The organism is Paenibacillus sp. Y916, assembly GCF_056786435.1.
The window spans coordinates 98348-121043 of sequence record NZ_JBXCJA010000009.1; the positions used below are offsets into that span (position 1 = coordinate 98348).

Genomic DNA, 22696 nt, shown 5'->3' on the forward strand with positions numbered 1-22696 from the left:
CATTTGCATTTCGAGCGGAGAGAGCGTGTGTTAGACTAAGGACGAAGGAACTGCGCTAGAGTGTTGAAGCACCACAATTACATATGAACGGAGCACCTATAATATGTTTAAGAAACTATTATCCATGTTTACAGCTTCCCCAGCTAAGAAGAAGAATCCGAAACCAACGGCAAGTAAATCTAAAGCAGCTCCCAGCAAGCCAAAGCCCAAAGTGCAACCGACTCGAATTGGTGAATTGGGCGAACATAAAATTAACATTCAGCTCGATCAGCTTTCTAAGGGATGCATGTATTTAAGCGATTTGATGGTTGTGAACGCCAAGTCTCCTACGGGTTATTCACAGATTGATCACGTTGTGATCACACCTAGAGGTCTGTTCGTGATTGAGACTAAGAACTATAATGGTGAGATCAAGGGCAAGCGTTATGAAAAATCATGGACAGTTAATAATCGGTATAGAATGTACAATCCATTCATGCAGAACTATGGTCATATTCAGGCTATTAATAGTTATCTACCGAGTTATAAAGAAGTCAGATACATCTCATTAGTTTCTTTTACGATGCGCTGTCGCTTTAGTGTCGATCCTGAACTGAGACAAATACAATCCGATGATCTCATAGTGTATGACGTTGAGTTGTCTGAATATATTGGGCGGAAAATGATTCGAATTCAAGCGGAGCAGCCAGAGAAAATATTATCTGAACCGGATATTCAGAAGATCTATGATTCTCTGTTAGAGGCGAACATCACAGATCTAAGTGTTAGAGCTGAGCATGTCGAGAAAGCTAGTGGAGTGAATAAATCTAAGTAAGACAGGATATGATTGCAACACGCTATAATAAAGGACGCTCTACTGTTGGACTAGCTCCCGCTTCAGTTACACAAGAAGTTTTAGACAAAATCCACACCTATATGGTGAGAATATAAACTCCCCCATATGCTAATTCTAGTATGTAAACAATCGAAAGCATCGTATCTTATAAGGAATGATTGTAGTTAGTTGTAAAAAGTGTTATTCTTTCAACGGTAAACTCAAAAATCAATGCTCCTCAATACATCTAATAATAGTCACAAATTTAGTTATAAAGAAAGGTCATACTATGATAAAAGTTGATAACTTATCCTTCTCATTTCCGCAAAAAGAACTATATAACAACATTTCATTTACGCTTGAAGAGGGACAACATTGCGCTTTTATAGGAACAAGTGGCAGTGGGAAAAGTACACTGATCGATATATTGATGGATCCAGAAAGACATATGTTCGAAGGCAAGCTAGAGATGGATCCAACTTGCACAATCGGGTATGTAAGTCAGTTCTCACAACTAGACAAAACGAAAGAAACAACAGTGTTCGAATATATAGGGGAAGAATTTATTAAGATACAAAATGAAATAAATGCTATTTACACTGAAATGGAAACATCAGCGGATATCGATTCGTTACTAGATAAGTCTCAATTGGCTTTAGACGCATTTGCTTCAATGGATGGGGATAATTTTGAGAGCAACATTAATAAGAAACTAAATTTAGCCAACCTCATGAAGCTAAAAGATCTTAGGGTATCCGACCTGAGTGGAGGGGAATTCAAACTTATTCAGGTGATGAAGGAAATGCTAAGTAGTCCAGACTTAATGATTATGGACGAACCAGATGTATTTTTAGACTTTGAAAACCTAAATGCGCTTAAGAACCTCATTAATTCTCACAAAGGAATGCTGCTAGTTGTTACGCACAACAGATATCTATTGAATCATTGTTTCAACAAAATGTTGCACCTTGAGAACATGGAGATCCAAGAGTTTGATGGGCGATATATTGAATATAACTTCTCATTACTTCAGACGAAGATTGAGTTACAAGAACTCACAGTCGCTGAGGGTGAAGAAATTGAGAGAAACGAGAGCATCATCGATAATCTTAGAGCTATCGCAACATATAATTCAGAAGCATCTAGAGGGAGAGCACTCAAAGCTAGAGTTAGATTCCAAGAAAGATTGGAAGCACGTAGACTTAAAGTGCCATTCGTAGATATTAAGCAACCGAATATTAGCTTAGATATTGATAATGAACTGGAAGAAGACACCACGGTTATAAATGTCAGTAATTATGGTGTTGCCTTTGATGAGTTGCTTCTAGAGAATGTTAACTTTGAGATAAAATCTACGGATAAAGTAGCCCTTATCGGTCCAAACGGTACAGGGAAAACGACGTTACTCCGAGAAATATTTAATAATAATCATGAATTCATTGAAATAAATGCTGATGCTAAAGTGGCTTATTTATCTCAGTTTCAAGGCGAAATGCTAAAGGATTCTAATACAATACTAGAAGAATTCATCGATGCTGGGTTTGCAACTTATGAAGAGGTTAGATCATATATTTCAAATTATGGTTTTGAAGGCGAAATCGTTAATCAAAAGATTGAATCTTTATCTGGTGGAGAAAAAAATATGCTTCAATTGGCTAAAGTATCTGCCAGTAAAGCAAACATATTGCTTCTTGATGAACCGACAAGTCATTTAGACACCTATACACAAATAGCGCTGGAGAAAGCCATTGAAGACTATAAAGGTGCGATTGTCATGATTTCTCATGATTTCTATTCTGTCGTAAATGGTATGGATTATGTATTAATCATTGAGAATAAGAAGATTAGAAAAATGACTATGAAAAAATTTAAACAGATGATTTATGCTCGTCATTTTGATAGAGACTATTTAGAAATGGAACAAAATAAAAAATCACTTGAAACGAAAATAGAATTGGCATTAAAAGATACTAATTTTGAACATGCAAAAGTATTGGTTGATGAGCTAGAAGAGCTGATTAAGTTGCTTTAAATCACAACCCTCTGATTGAAATGATTACAAGTATCGATTTATTGTACTGGGAATTAGGGCTACTTGAATATTATCACGCGATTGCACCACTCTAACCGTTTCTTGCACCACTGAATATCATAAAATGCACTACCAAAAACCATAAATCACACCAGATCGATATGTGAACCTGACGGAATCATGAATTCCGTCAGGTTCTTTCTGCATTCTGACTCTTGTTAAATCAAAGTAAACTAATTAAACATTAAGGTATTTTATTATTTTGTATAAGTTTACTTTACTTTTATAAAAAGTGAGTTTATAATTTGATTCAAGAGGTGATGGTCATGAAGAAAGATTTTGGTGATTCGATATCCAATAAGGTTTATGAATATCGTGTACTTGCCAGAATGTCTCAGCAAGAATTAGCAGAGAAAGTCGGGGTATCCAAACAAACCATCTTCGTAATGGAAAAAGGAAATTATGTTCCGACTCTGCTGTTAGCTTTTCGAATTGCCGATTTTTTTAAAGTTGAAGTAAACGATATTTTTACTTATGAGAAAGGAAATGATGAAAAATGAAAACGATGTCTATCTCAGATTTCTCTAACGAAATTTTTTACCCTTTAAAGTCCTGGGCTGAACAATCTCCGGGAAATTGGAATATTCTCCTTGGAGTTGGTTTATTACTGCTTATCGGTAGTATGATTATGCTCTATGCATTTTATAAGATGATTGGGCGAGAAGACGAACGTACAAACACAATCTTTTTGAAAAGCAGTTTCTATATGCTGGTGGTAATTGTTCTATGTGACATAATTTTTCCGAAAGAATATATGTGGAACATCTTTTTCTTGTTCAAATATACGCTAGCATTTTTCGCTGGTGGAATTTATTTGGCCGTCCAATATAAAAAGGATTTTTCATAAGGAAAGGTCGAGACGCGAGGCCCAGCCATGGATGGAGGATTAGATAATGCTGATAAATATGCTAACTAAGCGATATGGAAATTCAATAGTTATAAAAGATCTCTCTTTGAATTTCAACCAAGGAGAAATCGTTGGTCTGATTGGAAGAAACAGCGCTGGAAAAAGTACCCTGATGAAGATTATAACGCAAAACATTCCGACCGATGATGGAGCAGTTGCGGACAATCATCAGGTAAGTTACTTGATCGAGGAACCAAAGCTATTCAATAATAAGTCAGGATTATTCCACTTAACTTATTTTTCAGGAATTTACTTACACTAATCGTTTTGTTTGTGATTGTCCCTATAAAAAGAAAAAAATCGAAGTATACGAATCGTTTACTTGTTCTGGGGAGGAAATCGAATAATCGATTAGAGGAGGGGCAAAACATTAGGATAGTAATCAAAAGTCAATCGCCAAAAACGGTTCTTATCATTCTTTTTTTCCTGTTTTTAGTGTCGATATACGGGTACCATCGACTAGAGAAAGACTTAGTATATTCGATTGTGCCTGTAGAGATCAAGGCCGATTTTTTATCGGAGGCATACTTTTCTGAACTCTCAGAGCAGTATGATCAAATTCGCTCTGAGCATCAAAAATGGTATATATTTGATACAACCAAAGCGATTGCATCACACGCAATCCTAACGCATATGATGCATGATTTGGTGGTGAATCAAAAGCTTCTGAACGGACATAAGCAATTTGATATGTTTTTTGAGACATTTGATCAACATGTCAAACAACTCCCTTATATCACGGAAGAGATTCATTATTTTCGCAATGAACTGAATCGATATGGAGAGGCGCCTGAACAATTAGAAGAAATAATTGAACTAGTGTCATGCGGCAAATGGCAGCTATTCACTGCTAGATATCACCGATATGAAGTAAGCGAATATGACGCTGCTTATAATGTGAAGTTTATATCATCAAATGGTCGCTTTGAAGTTGTCTATCATGCTGAGACGGGTCAGATGGTAAACGATCCGGTAAACATGGGCACGTATAATTATGCGCCGGGGAGTATCCATCCATGGAAGTATTACCAGCACCATAAATACGATAAAGTTCCCTGGAAGAAATGGGGTAATGCTAATCAGATTTCATACAAGGAAATTACAAAGAGGCAGTCAAGGCATGGCTCAACGGAGCAAAGGAAAAGTACAAAAGAACTCCATAACTTAATCAAAAACAAAATGTCAGATTCACAGAAGTGTCGATAAGGATCTATGCTGTAGGATTAATTATAAAAGGCCTGTTCCCCTTTTATAATTAATCCTATCTTACTACCCTATCTCCGCATTATATAGATGATCGCATATCCTGATCGTTTATTGGATGAACTAGATGGAAAATACGAAGGTCTCTATCCAGAACACAACAAACAGAAAAGACACTGATGAATACAAATCAGTGTCTTTTTAGCTATATAGATTGTTTAATAGATCTGTCAGTTACAATAGATCACTTATTATTAAATATCTCTCTCAACACATTCTTAGCCATAGCAATCTGCTGAGGATCCTTCTGGTTGAGCATAATCATTATTTCCTGTATATTAGCTTGTGATTCTTCATTACTGTCTAGATTGATATAGGTGAAGAGTTGAGAAATATCTACATTTAACGCTTCTGCAATTTTCGCGAGATTTAATAATGCAATATTCTGTTCCCCACGTTCAATTTGACCAATGTAAGAGAAGTGAAATCCACCTATTTCTCCAAGTGACTCTTGAGTTAATCCTTTTTCTTTTCGCAGATCACGAATACGGGCACCTACCCGAAGAAGTATTTCTTTATCCATCTTATTGTCCACACCTCTCTACTAAAAAGTGTAGGTAAAGTATCGAAAACTATACATCGCCATATAACTTTCAAAAATGATATGTATAACTATTATTTGTATGATATAATAATGATGATCCCATTAAATAGAAGAAGGTGATTATAATTAACAGTATTACCAACAGCTTGGACTTCAAATCCAACCAATCCTCCAAAGTCCGTAGTTATTATGAACTTTCCAAGTTTTATATGGACATTGGCTTAGTATTTCTTGAAGGGGGATTGACTTCGCATTGTTTGAACATAGGTTATATGTCCATAAAGACTATGCTAAACGCAGTTTATTTATATAATGGTGGAAGGGAAATGTATATGAATTAGATCTCTTTCGATGAACTGTTATTGTTCACACGGGAGAGGAATATCATTGATCTGGATGCAGAATTATTCTTAAGCAAAATATATTTCTTAACGAGCCAAGAAAACATATTAACTACACAGAATTTAGGGGAAGAGCATGCCATTAGTATTTTAAATAGAATAGAACTATTATTATGTTCCTTGTCTGAGGGAATAGGTGATTGTGAGACATACCAACCCATATTCTAAGCAACAATGACGATAACCTCCCTAACTTTTTTCATAATGATATAATTACATAAAGGAATTACGAGTATAGAGCAGTAATAGATATGTTTTGGACAAACACTCATCTACCTGCGCACTATTAGCCATACAACCGGAAAGGGTGTTCCTATGTCTACGTATAATAAGTTGGTTCGTGATCGCATTCCATTTATTATTACATCGCAGGGGAAAGAGTGCAGAACTCGCATTCTGGATCCTGAAGAATATACAGAGGAATTGAAAGTGAAGCTTAACGAAGAAGTTGAGGAGTATACCAAGGCGGATAATGATCAAGACGCTCTGGAAGAGCTAGCAGATATGCTAGAAGTAATAAGGGCATTGGCTGAAGCTCACGGGTCGGACTGGATGGAACTTGAAAGCATTCGGGCAGATAAGGCGGAAGCACGGGGCGGGTTCCAGGAAAGAGTGTATCTAATCGATGTCGATGATGATTTGTTTTGAGAGGTATTATTCCTGACGATCCTTCTCAAGCGCCTTCAACGGCCAGACATGTACATCGATTCTCTTGCAATAATGCGCATATAATGGTTCTGACACATCAATCCTCGGCATTTGAATCATCGAATTTTCGCTAATTTCATACGAGGCCTTTTGCAAATTCCACGGTGCATGATTAATTTCAGACATGAATATTTGACCGCGATGCTCGCTGTATAAACAATATCTCTCAACTAACCAATAATCCAGTGTTCCCTCTAACGCCTGATAGACTTCAGATGTGGGGTGATAGCTTCCTTTAAACTTGAAATCACCCTCATTTCTCGAGCTTTCATATACAATATGATTTTCCTGATGAACAATGCTCATATCGGAATAGAAATAAGGTAATTTAAAAAATCTTCTTCCAAAAAATACTCCAAACAAACTCTTCGCATCCAAACTGAAAAAATACACACCAGGTTTGTCACCGACGGTAACATAAGTTCTGACGTTCAGCTCTGGGAATTTTGACAAATAAGGTGCAGATGGGGTTCCTTTAAAACGGATCCCGCTCATCCAAAAGGGTACAATGCTTATCCAAGCATCCCCATGAATCGTATCTAACTCCATTCCAGAAGGCACATGGGGTCTAAGAGCATCTGGGTTTATGGGGTAATGTAAGAACAATAGATCGCGCCAGCTTTGCTTAATAATCCATGGGCTACTTGGTGCAGACCAAGGTCTTTGTGAATTGGTGATCATTTGCTCTCTTCCTTTCATCTCATGATAACTAATGAGCTACTGCAATTAGCTCATTGGAGTATATTCATTATTTAGTATGAACAGAAACGGTTAGAACTGATTCGTTACTTTTCCGGTGGAACGATCAATCTCGTACCATTGGATGGTTGAGGTATGCTCATCGGTCTCGTCGTTTCGTACAAGTTCATAGTGATGGATGGTCACGAACTGGTCATCCATGTGATCAACTTCATAAATGAAGACAGAACCCATATTGTGCTGATCACGTCGGTTATCCTGTACACGAGTTACGCCTTGGGTACCCGTTAAGATGTATAATGCATCAACATCTGTGAGTTGGAGTTCATCCCAGTTATTGTTCGGAACTTCACCATCGTCAAATTTCTGCATTTGGACTTCTCTATATCGATCAGCAATATCTTTGTTCAAGAGTTCATAGATGAGGTCAGGATCTGTCTTCAGTTCCTCAAGCTTACGATATTGTTCTGGAGAATCGAAGCCTATGATCTTACCCAAGACATTGAAATGTTGAAGGTTAGGGTCATAAATGACAAGATGCTGTTGAGCTACTGCCGTGCTGTCTACATGACTCTTAGATCTTACCAATAGAGCTAGAGAAGACTCATCGAATGGATAGCTTAAGACATCGGTGAGACCGTGACGATAGGCATCATCAAGTTGAAGTTGATCATATAGAGTGGAGAGGAAAGGAGCGTCCGTGTGACCTGAGTTCTGTAAGTAAAAGATTCCTCTCGGTTCTGCATTCATGCCACCAAAATGTTGATCATCTGAATAATCGATGGTTAGAGAATGATCCGTAAAGGATAGTTGAATATCTTGATATTCCTCGTCCGAATATACAGCATTTTTGCCATCATAGTTGAAATCAACTTCGATCTGACCCGTATGGTGAGTAACTCCAGAATGAATATTCACACTTAGGTGATATTGATTACCTTGTAATGGAGTTACTTCTGCAATGCCTGAGTACATCGGATTGGCATTAGGACGACTGAAGGTTCCTATAATGACAGAACTGTCTTCAGATGGGTGTTCCACGGATGGCTTTTCTGTTGCTGGCGATTGAGTCTCGACAATGGGAGTAGAGAAAGTAGGTGAATCTCCGTTACCGTTCGATGACGATTCATTTGAACAACTATTAGTGAGTAACAGTATACTCATTAAGATGAATAATTTATTCACAATAAGACCTCCACAAGTTAGTATAATTGGATGATGTAAGGTTTAAAAAGGAAACAACAAACTCAAGTATACTTCTCATAATTGGTTTATTATACCGGTATACGGTTAAATTTCAGTAATCTTTGAAGAAGCTTGCATGGAAAGAGACATTACTCCAACAAATCGTCATAAAGAAATTGATTTTGGAAAACCAGAGGGGAATGAAGTTTATTGAGTATTCCAGACCGTGGAGATTTTTAATCAAGCTCCCATTTCAGTTACACAAGAAGTTTTAGACAAATTCCACACTTTTCTGGGGTGAATATTCGGATGTCATTCACTTGAATAGGCATAGAATGACGACGTTAGAGTTACGAACAATGCTTCGCGCATGTACGTAGTGAAGGTGAGGCTAGATTAGCTGTATAAAGTACATTTAAATAGCAGGAAAAGTTGGAAAACAGATAATTAGTTGTAAAAATACACTTAAAAGTGGCGAAAACGGTGAAAAGCGAGGGTTCCAGCAATCTAGATGTACTTTATGCAACTAAAATTAGTGTAAAAGAGGATTGACCAAATCTAAGTGTACTTTTTGCACCTAAAAGTGAATGATGGAGGCGGAAGGTGATGAATGGTGATCGTGGATGGTGTTACAGCCCAATCCGCGAAATGAACTTATATCGGAGGAACTCTTATGTTAATTCAATTAGGTAATTTTGAAGTTGCGTCTGGCCAATTGGTCGTATCGGATCCTTGTTATGAACTAGATACGGCAACCATTATTATGGGTGTGTTAGACAATGTGTTAAATGGGACTTGGATTGGTCAAGTGGAGAAGACGGAAGTGAGAGATTGGGGCGAAGCTTGTTCTAAATTAACGGCATGTCATAGTTCAGTCGTGGAACAAGAAGAATATTTGGAATGGGTGAAGTGTTCATTTATCGTAGGAGTGGATAGTGGACAAGCAGGGATCTTTGATATTAACAAGTATCGAATCCCTGATTCCAATACTCAGGATAGAGGTACGGATACAGATAGTGAGTGGTATTTATCTTGTTGTAACATAACCGAGAGTGGTCATGAAGCTGGAGTTCTAGATGGCGGTGTCGTGTCACATACAGGTATGGGAGATGGTGCTTATGGGGCATATATCGCCACAAATAAGCAGGATCAGATTGTCGGTGTAAAGATTGTATTCCTAAAGTCTTCAGAATTCTAGAATCCAGTCAAGTTGCCTACAATTTAATCCTACCGTATGTTCCCACACGCCATATATATTCAACAGGTCCCATTGAGAAGTGTCGTAACCAGATAATTCCTAGAAGCGCGAATCCGCGCAGAATATCAAGAGTAATCATTACAAGAAATCCCACTCCATGAGTGGGATTTCTTGAATGGTATCCAATTGGAGATTACTCTGGTCTCTTTACTTGTAGTGGGGGAGGAATGAGCCATCCCTTTTCTTTATTCATTTTAAGTATTCTAGCTCCTAATGCAGCCATAGTAAGCTGATATTTGGCATATAATGCGGCGACATCTTCTCGAATACATTGTCCCATCGCTTGGCTACAAGCGACCAAACCAATAGCAGTGTCTGCTGCAATTTTAGCAGCTATTTCTGGGTCAGTAAATCTTGCCCCTACAGGGATGTCTTCAATCTTCACTTGAGGGCGATCTGGCAGAATTGGAGCGGGAGCAACGCCATTATCTGTGAGCAATTTATCTAATTCCTTAATTTCCAGCTTGGCTTGATCAATTAGAGCTTCTAACACTTTCTTAAGATCCTTGTCTCCAGCATGATTTAAATAGGCTTGATAGCAGGATACAGCTCCTTTAGCAACCGTCGAAGCAGACCAAATGCTGAATATCTCACCATAATGTAACGGTTCATCTTTTGGATTGCCATTCAAAATACCCATGTATGCACACACCTTTTCCTTTATTTCACTTCTACTTTATGATGTCCAAACAATAAGTGAATATGTATCTTGAATGAAATTCATTAAAAATGTTGGTATACCTCATGCGATCTATTAGGGAGCGCTTGACTAGATATACTTAATGAAATACGTTTAAGATAAAATTATGAATTCTTCTAGGAAATGAGGGCTGATATGATAGACATTCATACACATATACTCCCCTTCGTTGATGATGGGGCTGCGAATTGGGATGATACATTGAATATGGCTAAAGCGGCTGTAGCTGAAGGTATTACTACGATTATCGCAACACCGCATCATGCGAATGGGAAATATATGAATGTTGCAGAGAAAGTTGTGGAGCATACCCGTCAACTGAATGAGAGGTTAATAGCAGAAGGTGTTCCAGTTACTATTATGGCCGGACAAGAAATTCGGATACATAGCGATTTACTAGAAGCTTGGTTCAGAAAGGAATTACTTCCGCTGGGCAACTCTCATTATGTGCTGATTGAATTGCCATCCTCTGTCATTCCGAAGGAGATGGATGAGTTGATTTACGAGTTGAATATTATGAAATTAAAACCGATCATTGCTCACCCTGAACGAAATGCAGAAATTGTTAAGCATCCAGAGAGGCTGGCTAAGCTCATTGAGAGAGGCGCCTTCGCGCAGGTTACAACGCATTCCTTGCTTGGCAAATTTGGCAAACGAATTGAGAAATCAGCATGGTCATTATGCAGAAGCGGACTCATTCATATCGTTTCATCGGATGCTCATCATGTTGAACGCAGGGGATTTCAACTGCGGGAAGCTTATGATGTTATCCGGGATCGTATGGGGGAGCCATGGGAGAACTATCTTCTAAACAATGCGCAGTGTGTGATTGAAGATAAGCCTTTTGGTCGAATGCCAGAATTAAAGTCTTCGTCGGAGCGAATTATATACCGTTTATTACCCTTTTTCATAAAAAAATAACATTTTATGACCAATAAAGCCGATTTTTTCGGATATTATTGGTCATTTTTTTATTTAAGAGTTGCGAAAAATGTCGAAAAACATCATTTAATTCTTCTTTTTTGGGACGGTGACCAATAGTCCCTGTTTTCGATATTATAAACAACTAAAGAGAGCATGAATAAAGCTTAATTTGCTCTAACTTCTAAATTTCAACAAGATAATTGGTAGGGAACATCCTAGATATCATAAGGATGTAAGCGAATTTTGGTGGCATTTGAATGAGTCAGAATAAAGAACTACCAAAAAAAAACTGAATAAAAACTAATTCTTACAATATTGCCCACTTTATGACCTGAAAATTGAAAAAAAATATTTATAATTCGACAATGATTAGGAACACGTACCTATGGTAAAGTTTTGAAGATGAGCAAGATTATCTAAATGCTTCTATGTCTTTATTCTCTCAAGAATTAATTGGATTTGTGGCATACTGTTTATACAATAGTTAAGATTTTGTCATATGTTGAATGGGTAGCAGACAAGAATGGTTAAGTTCCATTAATCAATGTAGATAAACGCCACTTGATGAATGGAGGATGTAAATGAAGACAGACACGAATCTAAGTCAGAAGAAGATCAAGTTGAAGAGATTTTTGGCCAAACTATCGGAAGACCCTGCACTACTGAAACAGGATGATGTTGTAGAATCTAGGGCAATATCTGAATATCTGATATTAACAGGTTATCGCCCGAAGGACGGACTTATTAATATGGCAGAACTAGTATCATTAATGCTGAGGAAGATTGGTCTTGAAGCCGATTCAGAAGACTTGATGGAATCCGTTATGAAGGGCGGGTCAGTCGATCATTTCATGAACACAAGGAAGTAAGAAGCTAAATCGTCGTCATTATTGATCTGGTATTGACCTAAATGTTTCTATGAAAAACTATGCCCGAATATTCGCGAATTGAATAATTATATACATATATCAATTCATTAGGAATAGTTATTCATAGAGATTTACACATTTATGGGTAAACCACGCCCTTATGTTCGCGAATTGAATAACTATTATTATTTGTTATTCGAAATGAGTATGGCGTATTGAGAATACATACAAAATTGAATGAGTTCGGAGGAAATAATGTGGAATTGAAACAATACTGGTTCATCATCAAAAGAAGGCTGTTATTGATTGTATTGATTATTGTAGTAAGTTGTCTATCCATCGGCATCTATTCCTATTACCTCATTACACCACAGTACGATGCTTCAGCTAAATTAATCGTCAACCAGACCAAGGACAGTAGCTCATTAATACCGAGTATAGACCTTGGCTCCATAAACACGACGATCGGGCTGATCAAAACTTATAAAGAAATTATCAAAACACCTCGATTGATGAAGATTGTCGTCAAGGAATATCCAGAGCTCGGTGTGACACATGGTGAACTCATCGGCAAAGTAAGCGTAAGTTCTGTTAATGAAACGCAAGTGATGTCCATATCTGTCAGGGATAATTCCTATGAGAAGGCAGCGAATATCGCCAACGCGGTAGCCGTCGTATTTCAACAGAAGATCCCTGAACTGATGAAAGTCGATAATGTTTCAGTTCTAGATAAAGCTGATCCAACAGAATCTCATAACCCAGTAGCACCCAATGTGAAGCTCAATATTGCTGTGGCATTCATGTTGGCATTGATGTTTGGAGTAGGTATTGCCTTTCTACTCGATTATTTAGATGACACGGTGAAGACCGAGGAAGATATTGAGAAACTGCTTGGAGTTCCTGTATTAACTTCAATTCCAGGATTTAAAGAAAGTGATTTCACGGATCGGAACAATAACACTCCGATACCGGTTGGGAGGGAAAACAATGTCTCACTTGATGCCTAAATGGAACCTTATTACGGAGAGCAATCCGATATCTCCAATCTCTGAAGGATACCGAATGCTACGGACCAATATCGAGTTCTCGACATTAGATCGACAGCTACAAGTCATTATGATCACTTCTTCTAATCCGAATGAGGGGAAGAGTACGACCAGTGCTAATATAGCCGTGTCTTTCGCTCAAGCTAATAAACAAGTACTGCTCATTGATGCGGATCTACGGAAACCATCGCAGCATCATATCTTTGGGAAGTCCAATCGGAGTGGCTTGACCACCGCTTTATTTAAACAGAAGGAGTTAAGTGAGATCATCCAACAGTCCAATACGGAGAACCTTTCTATCCTTCAAGCTGGGCCTACTCCACCTAATCCATCAGAGTTACTGTCTTCTAAACAAATGGCTACTCTGCTTAACACAATTAGGGGAATGTACGATGTGATCATTATCGATACCCCACCTATCTTGTCCGTAACAGACGCTCAAATTGTAGCGACTTTAAGTGATGGTGTTGTGCTTGTCATTGAATCGGGGAAAGTGAAGAAAGAAGTGGTGCTTAAAGCGAAAGCATCCCTTATGCATGTGAATGCCAAGTTAATCGGTGTAGTTCTTAATAATGTTAATCGAAAACAATCAGATTCCTATACCTACTACTACGGAGAAGAAAACGACGGTTAACGTCAATTCATCCTAATGTGCGAGTTCAAAAAGTCGACTTTTCAGCACCGAGAAGATTGGATGAAGCAAGGGAGTGAGGAGCGGAGCGTAGGCAGTACCTACGTGAGCACCGGAAGGACCGGCTGAATTCAATCTTCGACGTCGAGTAATCCTCTTGATATGCTTCGTGATCAAAAGGTGACTTTTTGAACAACCTCTTAATGGTAGGCGAGATAAATAGGAAGGTAATGTCTCCTGCACCTTTATCACTGGAGACACTCGGTCATACTGTGGGTCAGCCGACCTTAGACGTACTTCGTCAAGGGTGTGATGTGAGGAAGGGTTCAATGCCCTTGTATATTTTGTTTGTACATAATAAAAAAGATAGGGTGAAATCAAAATGAAAAAAGTAACGAAAGCTATTATTCCTGCTGCTGGACTAGGTACACGCTTCTTACCTGCAACAAAAGCAATGCCCAAAGAAATGCTTCCCATTGTTGATAAGCCAACCATTCAGTATATCGTGGAAGAAGCTATTGAATCGGGAGTCGAGGATATCATCGTTGTAACAGGTAAAGGGAAGCGGGCGATTGAGGACCACTTTGATATCGCATTTGAGCTCGAACATATTTTACAGGAAAAAGGGAAACTCGACATCCTTGAGAAAGTCAGAAAGTCATCCAATGTGAACCTTCATTATATAAGGCAAAAAGAAGCGAGAGGATTAGGACATGCCGTCTGGTGTGCACGTAATTTCATCGGCAACGAACCGTTCGCTGTTCTCCTTGGAGATGATATTGTGGAGGCCGAGGTTCCATGTATTAGGCAACTGATAGAGCAGTATGAGCGTACTGGACGTTCAGTCATCGGTGTTCAGACGGTAGGTGTAGATCAGACGCATCGTTATGGAATTGTAGATCCGGGTGAAAGAATGGATAACTTGTATCAGGTTAATCGTTTCGTCGAGAAACCACCGAAGGGACAAGCTCCTTCTAATCTAGCAATTATGGGTCGTTATGTGCTTACACCTGATATCTTTGAATATTTAGGGAGACATGAGTTAGGAGCAGGTGGTGAGATTCAGCTTACCGACGCGATTCAAAAGCTAAATGAGGATAAAGGTGTCTACGCCTACGATTTCCAAGGGACTCGGTATGATGTTGGAGAGAAGCTCGGTTTCATTATGACGACCATCGACTTTGCACTCCGAAATAATGAACTTAGGCACGAACTGTTGTCAGGCCTTCAGGAAGTAATGGATCGTGAGGTTGGTAAACAATTGATTGCTGGAAGGAGAGATTAAGATGACTTATACACAATATCGGGATGAATATGTTAGAGGTGTCTCAGATTACTATTCGAATAAATGGGCTGAGCAAGAAGGTCTATCGTTGTATTCGATACTCAAACGTACGATTGATATCATCGGAGCGTTGGTAGGTTTAATTTTATTAAGTCCGCTGATGGCCTTTATCATTATTCTAATTAAATGGGAAGACCCTTCAGGCTCAGCTTTCTTCTATCAGACGAGGGTCGGCAAGAATGAGAGATTGTTTCGGATGTACAAGCTTCGTTCCATGTATAGTGATGCCGAAGATAAACTGAAAGATCTTCTGGATCAGAATGAGATAAGCGGTGCTATGTTCAAAATGAGAGAAGATCCTCGTGTGACGAAGGTCGGAAAATTTATTCGAAAAATGAGTATTGATGAACTTCCACAATTAATCAATGTACTTAGAGGAGAAATGTCATTAGTAGGTCCGAGACCTCCTCTTACGAGAGAAGTTGCGGAATATACGTCTTATGACAAGAAGCGATTGTCTGTTATACCAGGCTGCACAGGGCTGTGGCAAGTTAGTGGAAGGAATAATCTCTGCTTCAAAGAGATGGTTGATCTCGATATTTCTTATATTGAGAAAAAATGTATATGGTTCGATATTAAAATTATGTTCCGAACGGTGAAGGCCGTGGTTGGCTCCCAGGATGCATTCTAACTAAGAAATGGAGGGGGAGGGAATGGCAAGAATCCTTCATATTTCAGAGTTTACAAAGGGCGGTATTGAGACCCATCTTCATGAAGTATTGAAGTACCAATCTGATAATCATGATATTTATTTGATGGCATCGCATCAGGATTCGAACTTAGATTCACTTTCGCTCGATCCTGATCGATTGCTTCTATACCCTTATAAAAGAAGCCCGAAATATTTCCTCAAAACGATGCAAAGTATTCAAAGAATGATCAAAGAAGTTAATCCAGAGATCGTACATGTGCATGGAACGTTTGCAGGATTCTTCCTACGAACGTTATTTTTGTTGAGAAAGAAACGTCCCATTGTCATTTATTGTTCACATGGTTGGGCTTTTCTAATGGACACACAGTCATGGAAGAAGAAGGTGTTTGCAGGAATAGAGAGGTTCCTGTCATTGCGGACAGATTACATTATTAACATATCGCAGTATGAATATCAGATGTCGATGAACTACGGCTTGTCTTCCAAGAAATCGGTCGTTGTCTATAACGGGGTATCTGATGCGCCAGATAATCACTTATTGCCCTTCAGTGTCAATAAGGACAAGATTAATCTGCTTTATGTAGGTCGCTTTGATCGGCAAAAGGGTTTTGATTTGTTACTCGAGGTATTTAACGATTATCAATTCATGGAAGTTACTCTGTATTTAGTGGGTGATACCGTATTGAAGGAATTTGATTATGATTATCCGAGTAATGCTGTAAAGATCGGTTGGGTGGACAATTCAGAGATCGACCGTTATATAAGGGCATGTGATGCTGTTATCGTTCCATCACGCTGGGAAGGATTCGGTATCGTTGCCATCGAGGCATTGCGGAATAAGAAGCCGGTTATAGCAAGCAACCGGGGGGCACTTCCTGAAATTATCCAGCATGGTGTCAACGGGTATATCTTTGACTTCGACAACAAGGAAGAGTTGGCGAATATTATTCAAGGTCTGAACAAAAACAAGCTAGAAATGATGGGGCAAACGGGAGAGAAGATCTTTTATGAGAAATTTCATTCGGATAAGATGAACAAACAAATCGAGCGAATATATGTAGACGCTTTGAAGAAACAAGGCGATTTGTATCCCGTAACCGTCAATAAATATGTCTAGTTATATGGGGATGAAAGGGATGATGAATGTAAGTTTAATTGGAAATCAGGGGATCCATACCAATAATGAGTTACCCAAGAAAACGAGTGGGAATCAAGTTGTTCTCGCATGTTATCTTATTTTCTTACTAATTCTGACGGTCTATCAGGATTTCCCACTCGTTAATATTATTGGTGAAATAGGAAGATCACCTATTATATTGCTATTTCCTCTTTTTATATTTTGTGAGATTGCGATGTTATCTAAATATAAGAAGCTGATGAATGTGACCAAGCTCCAGAAGTACTTGTTCGCTTTTATTATCTATTTAAGCTTTATCAGTATGGTCTATATTCTCATTCAATTCCTGCAGGGTAATTACAGTTTTGCGTCCGAGAACCTCCTTGGTAAGGCGATAAAGGTGTTGACTTATTTCGTTGTTATCTTGCTGTATATCAGGCATATGCAACTTATCTTCACGAGAATCAACAGTTTTAAGTTACTATATAGCTGTTTTTTTGTGGTGATGAGCTTTTTGATAGCCATTATGATTGTGGAATTGGTCAGTATGCCGAATGCCCTTACTTTCTTGCATTCTGGAAATCACCCCTATTGGAGGGTGAGGTTACTTACTTCAGAGAGTAGCACAACGGGATCTATTATCGTCGTGTACTGCTCAATTCTTATTTATCTGTCTCAATATTTAAACCGCGTTGCTAAGACGCTGTCCATTGTATATGCCACTAGTTTTTTTCTGTATTGTTTATTCGTTACAGGATCGAAAGGTTTCTTGATCGTCATTCTGCTAACGTTGGTCGTGACCATGATTAAATTTCTCGATTTCAAGAAGAAAAGAAACTTTATTGTGCTTATAACGGTTGTCGTGGCGATGTACTTGTTTATTGCTTATTTCTCGGCAGGTTTGCTTAGTTCTTTTAGTAACGATATTCAGAATTACACCTCATCCTACACGCGAATGGGCACGATCATTATCTCACTTGCGACCGTCTTTCATCATCCACTGGGGGTTGGTACTGGAGCCTATCTCATCTATTTCGATGAATATATAGCTTACTCTATTCAACTGATGTCTCGTTTCTATTATAACGTTTTCGGAATGAGTCAGATTAATGTGGGAGAGTTAATGCAATACTCAGGTTCAGATAAGAATTTGGGTGTTAAATCGGGTTTCTTCCAATGGGTGATGTTTGGAGGGATTTTCTCTGTCGTATTCTTTTATCTGTTAGCTAAAGATCTTATCGTGAAAGTGAAATCGAACTCTATCCTGTTTCTGTCACTCGTGTTTGTCCTATTATCACTACTCTTTGTAGTACTTGAGATTAAATATGAAGTATGGCTACTATTTGCCTTTATCAGTTCCTTTCTAGGAAAGAATGAAGTAAACCAATCCAATATATCGGGGGTTATTAACGAATGAAAATGCTTGTTGTATGCAGTGATTTTCCATATCCCGCCGATCATGGCGGCAGGGTGGATACATGGGGGAGAATTAAGGTTCTAGCCGAGCTTGGATGGAAGATCCATCTCGTCGTTTGCGGCAAACAAATGCCTTTGGATGAGGATATGAAAGTGGTATATCGCTATGTCGAAGACATCAAGCTGTGTGAGAGAAGAAGCAAACTCGTCGATTTGCTATATGCTATCCCTATGCAGGTGCAATCAAGAAACGAGCTTCGATACGTTAATATCGATCAGGACTATGATTATGTGCTGCTTGAAGGTGATTATGTGTATCCCATTCTAAGTAACCCACATATCAATCATAACAATGTGATTCTACGGGTTCATAACGATGAGGAAGTCTACTTCAAGGCGCTAGCTAGAAGTACCAAGAATAGAATTCACAAGCTCTATTACCATATGGAAAGTTGGAAGTTCAAGACATTGCAAAAGAGAATGATGCGGAAGGTAGACAAGTATTTGTTTATCTCCAATAAAGAGTTTGAAATCTTTCAAAGTCTACATCCTGCAACAAAAAGCTTGTTTCTACCTCCACCAGTCACAAGAGATGCCTTTCTTGCGAACACGTTTCAAAGTAAAAACGTCATATTTATTGGATCATTGTTCATGCCAAATAATCGTGAAGCGATTGAATGGTATCTTGCACATATTCATCCGTTGATGTTGAAGGAGCCCGATTACAAATTCATTGTGGCTGGGAATAGTCGGAAACAAAGTTTAAGTTGGCTCGATCCTTATGATATGACGAATGTAGTTGTATATGATACGCCGGAGAGTCTGGACGATATATACAGCAGTGGTTATCTATTCGTTAATCCGATGCGCAATGGTGCTGGTGTGAAGCTCAAGACCATCGAAGCAATCCAGAATGGCTTACCGGTCATCTCGACGTCCATTGGCTATGAAGGCACGGGGCTTGTTCATAATAAGCACATTATGGTTGCCGACAAGCCAACTGAATTCTATCACAGCATGAAGCAGTTATTCGATAATCCTGCTCAGGCGCAAGCATTGCTAGAGTCGTCCCAGAAGTATATTAGGAATCATTATGATCATAAAAAGGTGCTAAAAGGCTACATAAATTCGTTGAATGTTAGTGTTCAAATGGAGCAGGTGTTGTGAATGGTTAAAGAGAGAATCCGTGTCTTATTTGTTACGCACGCGGAGAAAAAAGGTGGGGCTGAGCAAAGTTTGATTCATTTAATAAATTATTTGGATACGTCAGAATATCAGATATTTTTATTAAGTCCCAAGAATGCCGAATATCTAGATGAAATTAGAAGCAAGTATGAGCACTTTCCGCTCCAACTAAATAGCATTAAGAAGAAACTAGGTTTTGGCTATTTGGAAACTGTATTTCGCATCAGGGCATTCGTGAAGCGACATCAGATTGATATTATTCATGCCAATGGCTGGCGGGCACCCTGGTATACTGCACCACTCAAGTTTCTAACCGATTGCACATTGGTTTGGCATCATCGTGACTATACCCATTTGCGGATGTTCAACTATGTGTTGCCGCGATTTTTCGATCAAGTTATTTGTATCTCACATTTTGTGGCGAATTCGATTCAAGGCTACAATAAGACGATTATATATAACGGTGTTGATCCCGAACTTTCCTTGACGATGAAAAGCCGGGGGTTCATGGAAGACGATACACTTATTATGGGAACATTCGGGCGCATCGTAGAGTGGAAGAGATATGATCTTGTGATCGAGGCTGTGAAGAAGTTGGCTGATCATAAGAAGTATAATTGGAAACTGCTGATTGTGGGTGATACATCTGTTGATGGATCAGAGAAGTATTACAACGATATGGTCCAGAAGGTCATTGAATATGGCTTGGAAGAGAATATTATCTTTTATGGATATAGTAAAAAGCCACTTGATCTGATGAAGGAATGCGATCTGACGATTAACTTCTCTTTGAATGAGCCATTTGGAAGAGTGATTATTGAATCTCTGCTCGTCCAAACGCCTGTCATCGTATCAGATTCTGGCGGAGCACCTGAAATTATTCATCTAACGGGTGGTGGATTTATTGTGAAGGATGGGGATGTGGACGAGCTGTATCAGACGATTCAGCGTGTCTATGACAATGCTATTAACCATAAGGAGCTTTCAATTCAGGGACATACGAACGTAATCAATGACTTCAATATGAATACAATCGCTCGAAAGGTAGAGCACACCTACCAATTGTTAATAGCAAAAAAGTTAAAGTCGGAAGTGGTGAGATGATTCTATGGGGTTCTCATACAAGCAATTGAGTATTGGTAAGATACTCGCTGTTCTGAAGGGAGCAGCCATGTTGCCAATCATGACTAATTCTGTAGGTCGATTAGGACGGATAGCAGGTAGGCTAACTGTGAGCAATAAAGGCGAATTCATCGTTGGAAGGAATGTGTCCTTTCATGCTAAGCCATTTCCATCTTCCATTTCTGTCGATAAGCAGGCCAAACTGTGGGTGGGAGATAACGTATTTTTCAACTACGGTTTAGATATTGGTTGTACGCAATCCATTGTAATTGGTAGCAATACGATCATAGGCCCAATGGTTAACATTATTGATACGAACTTTCATCCTGTAGATACGGAGGATCGTTCCCATAGTAAAGACATTGTTATTTCCGATAATGTTTGGATTGGTAGGGGTGTGCTTATCTTACCTGGTGTAACGATTGGACATAATGCGGTGATTGCAGCAGGTAGTGTCGTAACACGTGATATTCCAGCCAATGTATTGGTCGGGGGTACACCAGCGAAGGTTATCCGTGAGATCAATGTTCCGAGTAAATGGATTCGCAGATACAACTGAAGTATTAAGGTGGGATAGAATACCGGTTCTCATATTATTTCGAAATGCAGTCATACGAAGCTGATTATTAGCAACACGGTCATGCTCTATGACAAAGTAAATTTCTATCTGAATCAGCCAGGGGCAGAAATCGTTATTGGCGAAGAAGTATGGATCGGCTATAAATCTACCATTCTAAAAGGAATATCCGGTGGACTTGATTCTAGAAAGGGTAGGAGAGTAAAGAGATGAAAGTATGGATGTGGCCTAAATCAAGTGATTTGAATTTCTACAATGATTTATTAACCGATTCGTTATGTGATGCAGGTATGGACATTATGGACTTGAGGCATGGCAAGCTGATGTTGAAGGTCGGTCAAGTGAAGTCCGGGGATATTGTCCACATTCACTGGATGCATCATGCTTATCAGAATCGAAATCTGCTGGTGTTCATCTTGAAGTCATTCATCTTTATTTGGACGATGCTGTATTTGAAGATAAGGAACGTACAGTTGGTATGGACGATACATAATCTGTATCCGCATCATGTGAAGTACCCTAGAATGGAGAGGTTCATTAGAACGATCATATGCCTATTCTGCAACAAGTTGATCGTTGCCTCTGAATCCATCAAGAGGAAGGTCATGAAGGAGTTCAATGTTCCAGAAAGCAAGCTGTTCGTGGTGAAGCATGGTCATTATTTGGGCGTGTATAAGTCGAAGGGAATAGACTTTCGGCTCAAATATAATATTAGTGACAACGCAGAAATATATTTATTTCTTGGTGCAATCATTGCGTATAAAGGCATCGAGGATTTAATACAAGCATTTAATACAATCAAGACGAAGCGAACATATCTGATCATAGCTGGGAAAGCGGACAGTGAGATGAAGTCCTATTTGGAGCAGGTAAAGGATACTGGGAATATCATTCTGGACATACGTTTCGTCCCCAATGATGAGGTTGCTGATTTGATTAACACCGTGGATGTGATGGTGATGCCCTATAAAGAAATTACGACTTCCGGTTCAGCGATACTTGGACTGTCTTTCCAGAAGTTGATTGTTCTGCCAAACAATGATTTCATCCATGAATATTTCAAAGAAAACATGGTTGTCCACTATGATCCAATGAGTGAGAACGGACTCGGCAACGCGATGAAAGAAGCTTTAAATGTTAAGAACAAACAAGAAACTCCAAAGTACGATGAGGTGCTAAAGGAATTAGAGTGGAGCGCCATTGCGCAAAAGATCAAAAACGTTTATCGGGGAGGGTGATGA

At 38.9% G+C, this 22696-nt stretch carries 26 protein-coding genes; 21 read left to right on the plus strand and 5 right to left on the minus strand.

Annotation, left to right across the window (positions count from 1 at the left end; genetic code table 11):
* The first annotated feature begins 103 nt into the window (after positions 1–103).
* From AC1TO9_RS17975 to AC1TO9_RS18000, 6 genes are all read left to right on the plus strand, one after another.
* A complete protein-coding gene (locus AC1TO9_RS17975) occupies positions 104–814 on the plus strand; it encodes a nuclease-related domain-containing protein (RefSeq protein WP_482060060.1) in 711 nt (236 codons plus the stop codon).
* Between the two features lie 289 nt (positions 815–1103).
* Entirely contained in the window at positions 1104–2846 is a 1743-nt protein-coding gene (locus AC1TO9_RS17980) for an ABC-F family ATP-binding cassette domain-containing protein (RefSeq protein WP_482060061.1), read from the plus strand.
* Positions 2847–3172: 326 nt separating this feature from the next.
* A complete protein-coding gene (locus AC1TO9_RS17985) occupies positions 3173–3406 on the plus strand; it encodes a helix-turn-helix transcriptional regulator (RefSeq protein ID WP_482056723.1) in 234 nt (77 codons plus the stop codon).
* Positions 3403–3753 carry a DUF2178 domain-containing protein gene (locus AC1TO9_RS17990; RefSeq protein WP_482056722.1) on the plus strand — a complete coding sequence of 117 codons (351 nt, stop codon included), beginning with the start codon at positions 3403–3405 and terminating at the stop codon, positions 3751–3753. Before AC1TO9_RS17985 ends, AC1TO9_RS17990 begins: the two co-directional genes overlap by 4 nt.
* A 46-nt stretch (positions 3754–3799) precedes the next feature.
* Complete coding sequence (locus AC1TO9_RS17995; RefSeq protein ID WP_482056721.1) at positions 3800–4075, plus strand: ATP-binding cassette domain-containing protein; 276 nt, start codon at positions 3800–3802, stop codon at positions 4073–4075.
* A 173-nt stretch (positions 4076–4248) separates the two neighbouring features.
* The gene (locus tag AC1TO9_RS18000; protein ID WP_482060062.1) at positions 4249–5019 is read left to right on the plus strand and encodes a hypothetical protein; all 771 of its coding nucleotides are present in this window, start codon (positions 4249–4251) and stop codon (positions 5017–5019) included.
* Positions 5020–5260: 241 nt separating this feature from the next.
* On the opposite strand, the gene AC1TO9_RS18005 is transcribed toward AC1TO9_RS18000, so the two are convergent.
* Entirely contained in the window at positions 5261–5599 is a 339-nt protein-coding gene (locus AC1TO9_RS18005) for a helix-turn-helix domain-containing protein (protein ID WP_482060063.1), read from the minus strand.
* Between the two features lie 737 nt (positions 5600–6336).
* Here AC1TO9_RS18005 and AC1TO9_RS18010 point away from each other — a divergent pair.
* Positions 6337–6669 (plus strand): nucleoside triphosphate pyrophosphohydrolase, encoded by a 333-nt coding sequence (locus AC1TO9_RS18010; RefSeq protein ID WP_482060064.1) that lies wholly within the window; start codon positions 6337–6339, stop codon positions 6667–6669.
* 6 nt (positions 6670–6675) lie between these two features.
* On the opposite strand, the gene AC1TO9_RS18015 is transcribed toward AC1TO9_RS18010, so the two are convergent.
* Both AC1TO9_RS18015 and AC1TO9_RS18020 read right to left on the minus strand, forming a co-directional pair.
* Entirely contained in the window at positions 6676–7410 is a 735-nt protein-coding gene (locus AC1TO9_RS18015) for a YqjF family protein (protein WP_482060065.1), read from the minus strand.
* Positions 7411–7500: 90 nt separating this feature from the next.
* On the minus strand, positions 7501–8613 hold the full coding sequence (locus AC1TO9_RS18020; RefSeq protein WP_482060066.1) for a hypothetical protein: 1113 nt from the start codon (positions 8611–8613) through the stop codon (positions 7501–7503).
* A 673-nt stretch (positions 8614–9286) separates the two neighbouring features.
* Here AC1TO9_RS18020 and AC1TO9_RS18025 point away from each other — a divergent pair.
* On the plus strand, positions 9287–9811 hold the full coding sequence (locus tag AC1TO9_RS18025) for a DUF4241 domain-containing protein (RefSeq protein WP_482056714.1): 525 nt from the start codon (positions 9287–9289) through the stop codon (positions 9809–9811).
* 16 nt (positions 9812–9827) lie between these two features.
* On the opposite strand, the gene AC1TO9_RS18030 is transcribed toward AC1TO9_RS18025, so the two are convergent.
* Both AC1TO9_RS18030 and AC1TO9_RS18035 read right to left on the minus strand, forming a co-directional pair.
* Complete coding sequence (locus tag AC1TO9_RS18030) at positions 9828–9950, minus strand: DUF418 domain-containing protein (RefSeq protein WP_482056713.1); 123 nt, start codon at positions 9948–9950, stop codon at positions 9828–9830.
* Between the two features lie 54 nt (positions 9951–10004).
* Positions 10005–10511, minus strand: coding sequence for a DUF3231 family protein (locus tag AC1TO9_RS18035; RefSeq protein WP_482056712.1), 507 nt, complete (start codon positions 10509–10511; stop codon positions 10005–10007).
* Positions 10512–10706: 195 nt separating this feature from the next.
* On the opposite strand from AC1TO9_RS18035, the gene AC1TO9_RS18040 reads away from it, so the two are divergent.
* From AC1TO9_RS18040 to AC1TO9_RS18100, 13 genes are all read left to right on the plus strand, one after another.
* Positions 10707–11492 (plus strand): tyrosine-protein phosphatase, encoded by a 786-nt coding sequence (locus tag AC1TO9_RS18040; RefSeq protein ID WP_482060067.1) that lies wholly within the window; start codon positions 10707–10709, stop codon positions 11490–11492.
* A 584-nt stretch (positions 11493–12076) separates the two neighbouring features.
* Positions 12077–12364, plus strand: a complete 288-nt coding sequence (locus tag AC1TO9_RS18045) for a hypothetical protein (RefSeq protein WP_482060068.1) — start codon at positions 12077–12079, stop codon at positions 12362–12364.
* A 257-nt stretch (positions 12365–12621) separates the two neighbouring features.
* On the plus strand, positions 12622–13371 hold the full coding sequence (locus AC1TO9_RS18050) for a YveK family protein (RefSeq protein WP_482056709.1): 750 nt from the start codon (positions 12622–12624) through the stop codon (positions 13369–13371).
* Entirely contained in the window at positions 13352–14044 is a 693-nt protein-coding gene (locus AC1TO9_RS18055; RefSeq protein WP_482056708.1) for a CpsD/CapB family tyrosine-protein kinase, read from the plus strand. Before AC1TO9_RS18050 ends, AC1TO9_RS18055 begins: the two co-directional genes overlap by 20 nt.
* 379 nt (positions 14045–14423) lie before the next feature.
* Positions 14424–15326 (plus strand): UTP--glucose-1-phosphate uridylyltransferase GalU, encoded by a 903-nt coding sequence (gene galU / locus AC1TO9_RS18060; RefSeq protein WP_482056707.1) that lies wholly within the window; start codon positions 14424–14426, stop codon positions 15324–15326.
* Position 15327: 1 nt separating this feature from the next.
* Complete coding sequence (locus AC1TO9_RS18065) at positions 15328–16017, plus strand: sugar transferase (RefSeq protein ID WP_482056706.1); 690 nt, start codon at positions 15328–15330, stop codon at positions 16015–16017.
* Between the two features lie 22 nt (positions 16018–16039).
* The gene (locus AC1TO9_RS18070) at positions 16040–17155 is read left to right on the plus strand and encodes a glycosyltransferase (RefSeq protein WP_482056705.1); all 1116 of its coding nucleotides are present in this window, start codon (positions 16040–16042) and stop codon (positions 17153–17155) included.
* Positions 17148–18572, plus strand: a complete 1425-nt coding sequence (locus AC1TO9_RS18075) for a hypothetical protein (protein ID WP_482060069.1) — start codon at positions 17148–17150, stop codon at positions 18570–18572. The genes AC1TO9_RS18070 and AC1TO9_RS18075 overlap by 8 nt, the downstream gene beginning before the upstream one ends.
* Entirely contained in the window at positions 18569–19738 is a 1170-nt protein-coding gene (locus tag AC1TO9_RS18080; RefSeq protein ID WP_482060070.1) for a glycosyltransferase family 4 protein, read from the plus strand. Before AC1TO9_RS18075 ends, AC1TO9_RS18080 begins: the two co-directional genes overlap by 4 nt.
* Positions 19739–20860 carry a glycosyltransferase gene (locus AC1TO9_RS18085; protein ID WP_482060071.1) on the plus strand — a complete coding sequence of 374 codons (1122 nt, stop codon included), beginning with the start codon at positions 19739–19741 and terminating at the stop codon, positions 20858–20860.
* 313 nt (positions 20861–21173) lie between these two features.
* The gene (locus AC1TO9_RS18090) at positions 21174–21437 is read left to right on the plus strand and encodes a DapH/DapD/GlmU-related protein (RefSeq protein ID WP_482060094.1); all 264 of its coding nucleotides are present in this window, start codon (positions 21174–21176) and stop codon (positions 21435–21437) included.
* An 81-nt stretch (positions 21438–21518) separates the two neighbouring features.
* On the plus strand, positions 21519–21668 hold the full coding sequence (locus AC1TO9_RS18095) for a hypothetical protein (RefSeq protein ID WP_482056700.1): 150 nt from the start codon (positions 21519–21521) through the stop codon (positions 21666–21668).
* Positions 21665–22693 carry a glycosyltransferase family 4 protein gene (locus AC1TO9_RS18100; protein WP_482060072.1) on the plus strand — a complete coding sequence of 343 codons (1029 nt, stop codon included), beginning with the start codon at positions 21665–21667 and terminating at the stop codon, positions 22691–22693. The genes AC1TO9_RS18095 and AC1TO9_RS18100 overlap by 4 nt, the downstream gene beginning before the upstream one ends.
* The last annotated feature ends 3 nt before the right edge of the window (positions 22694–22696 follow it).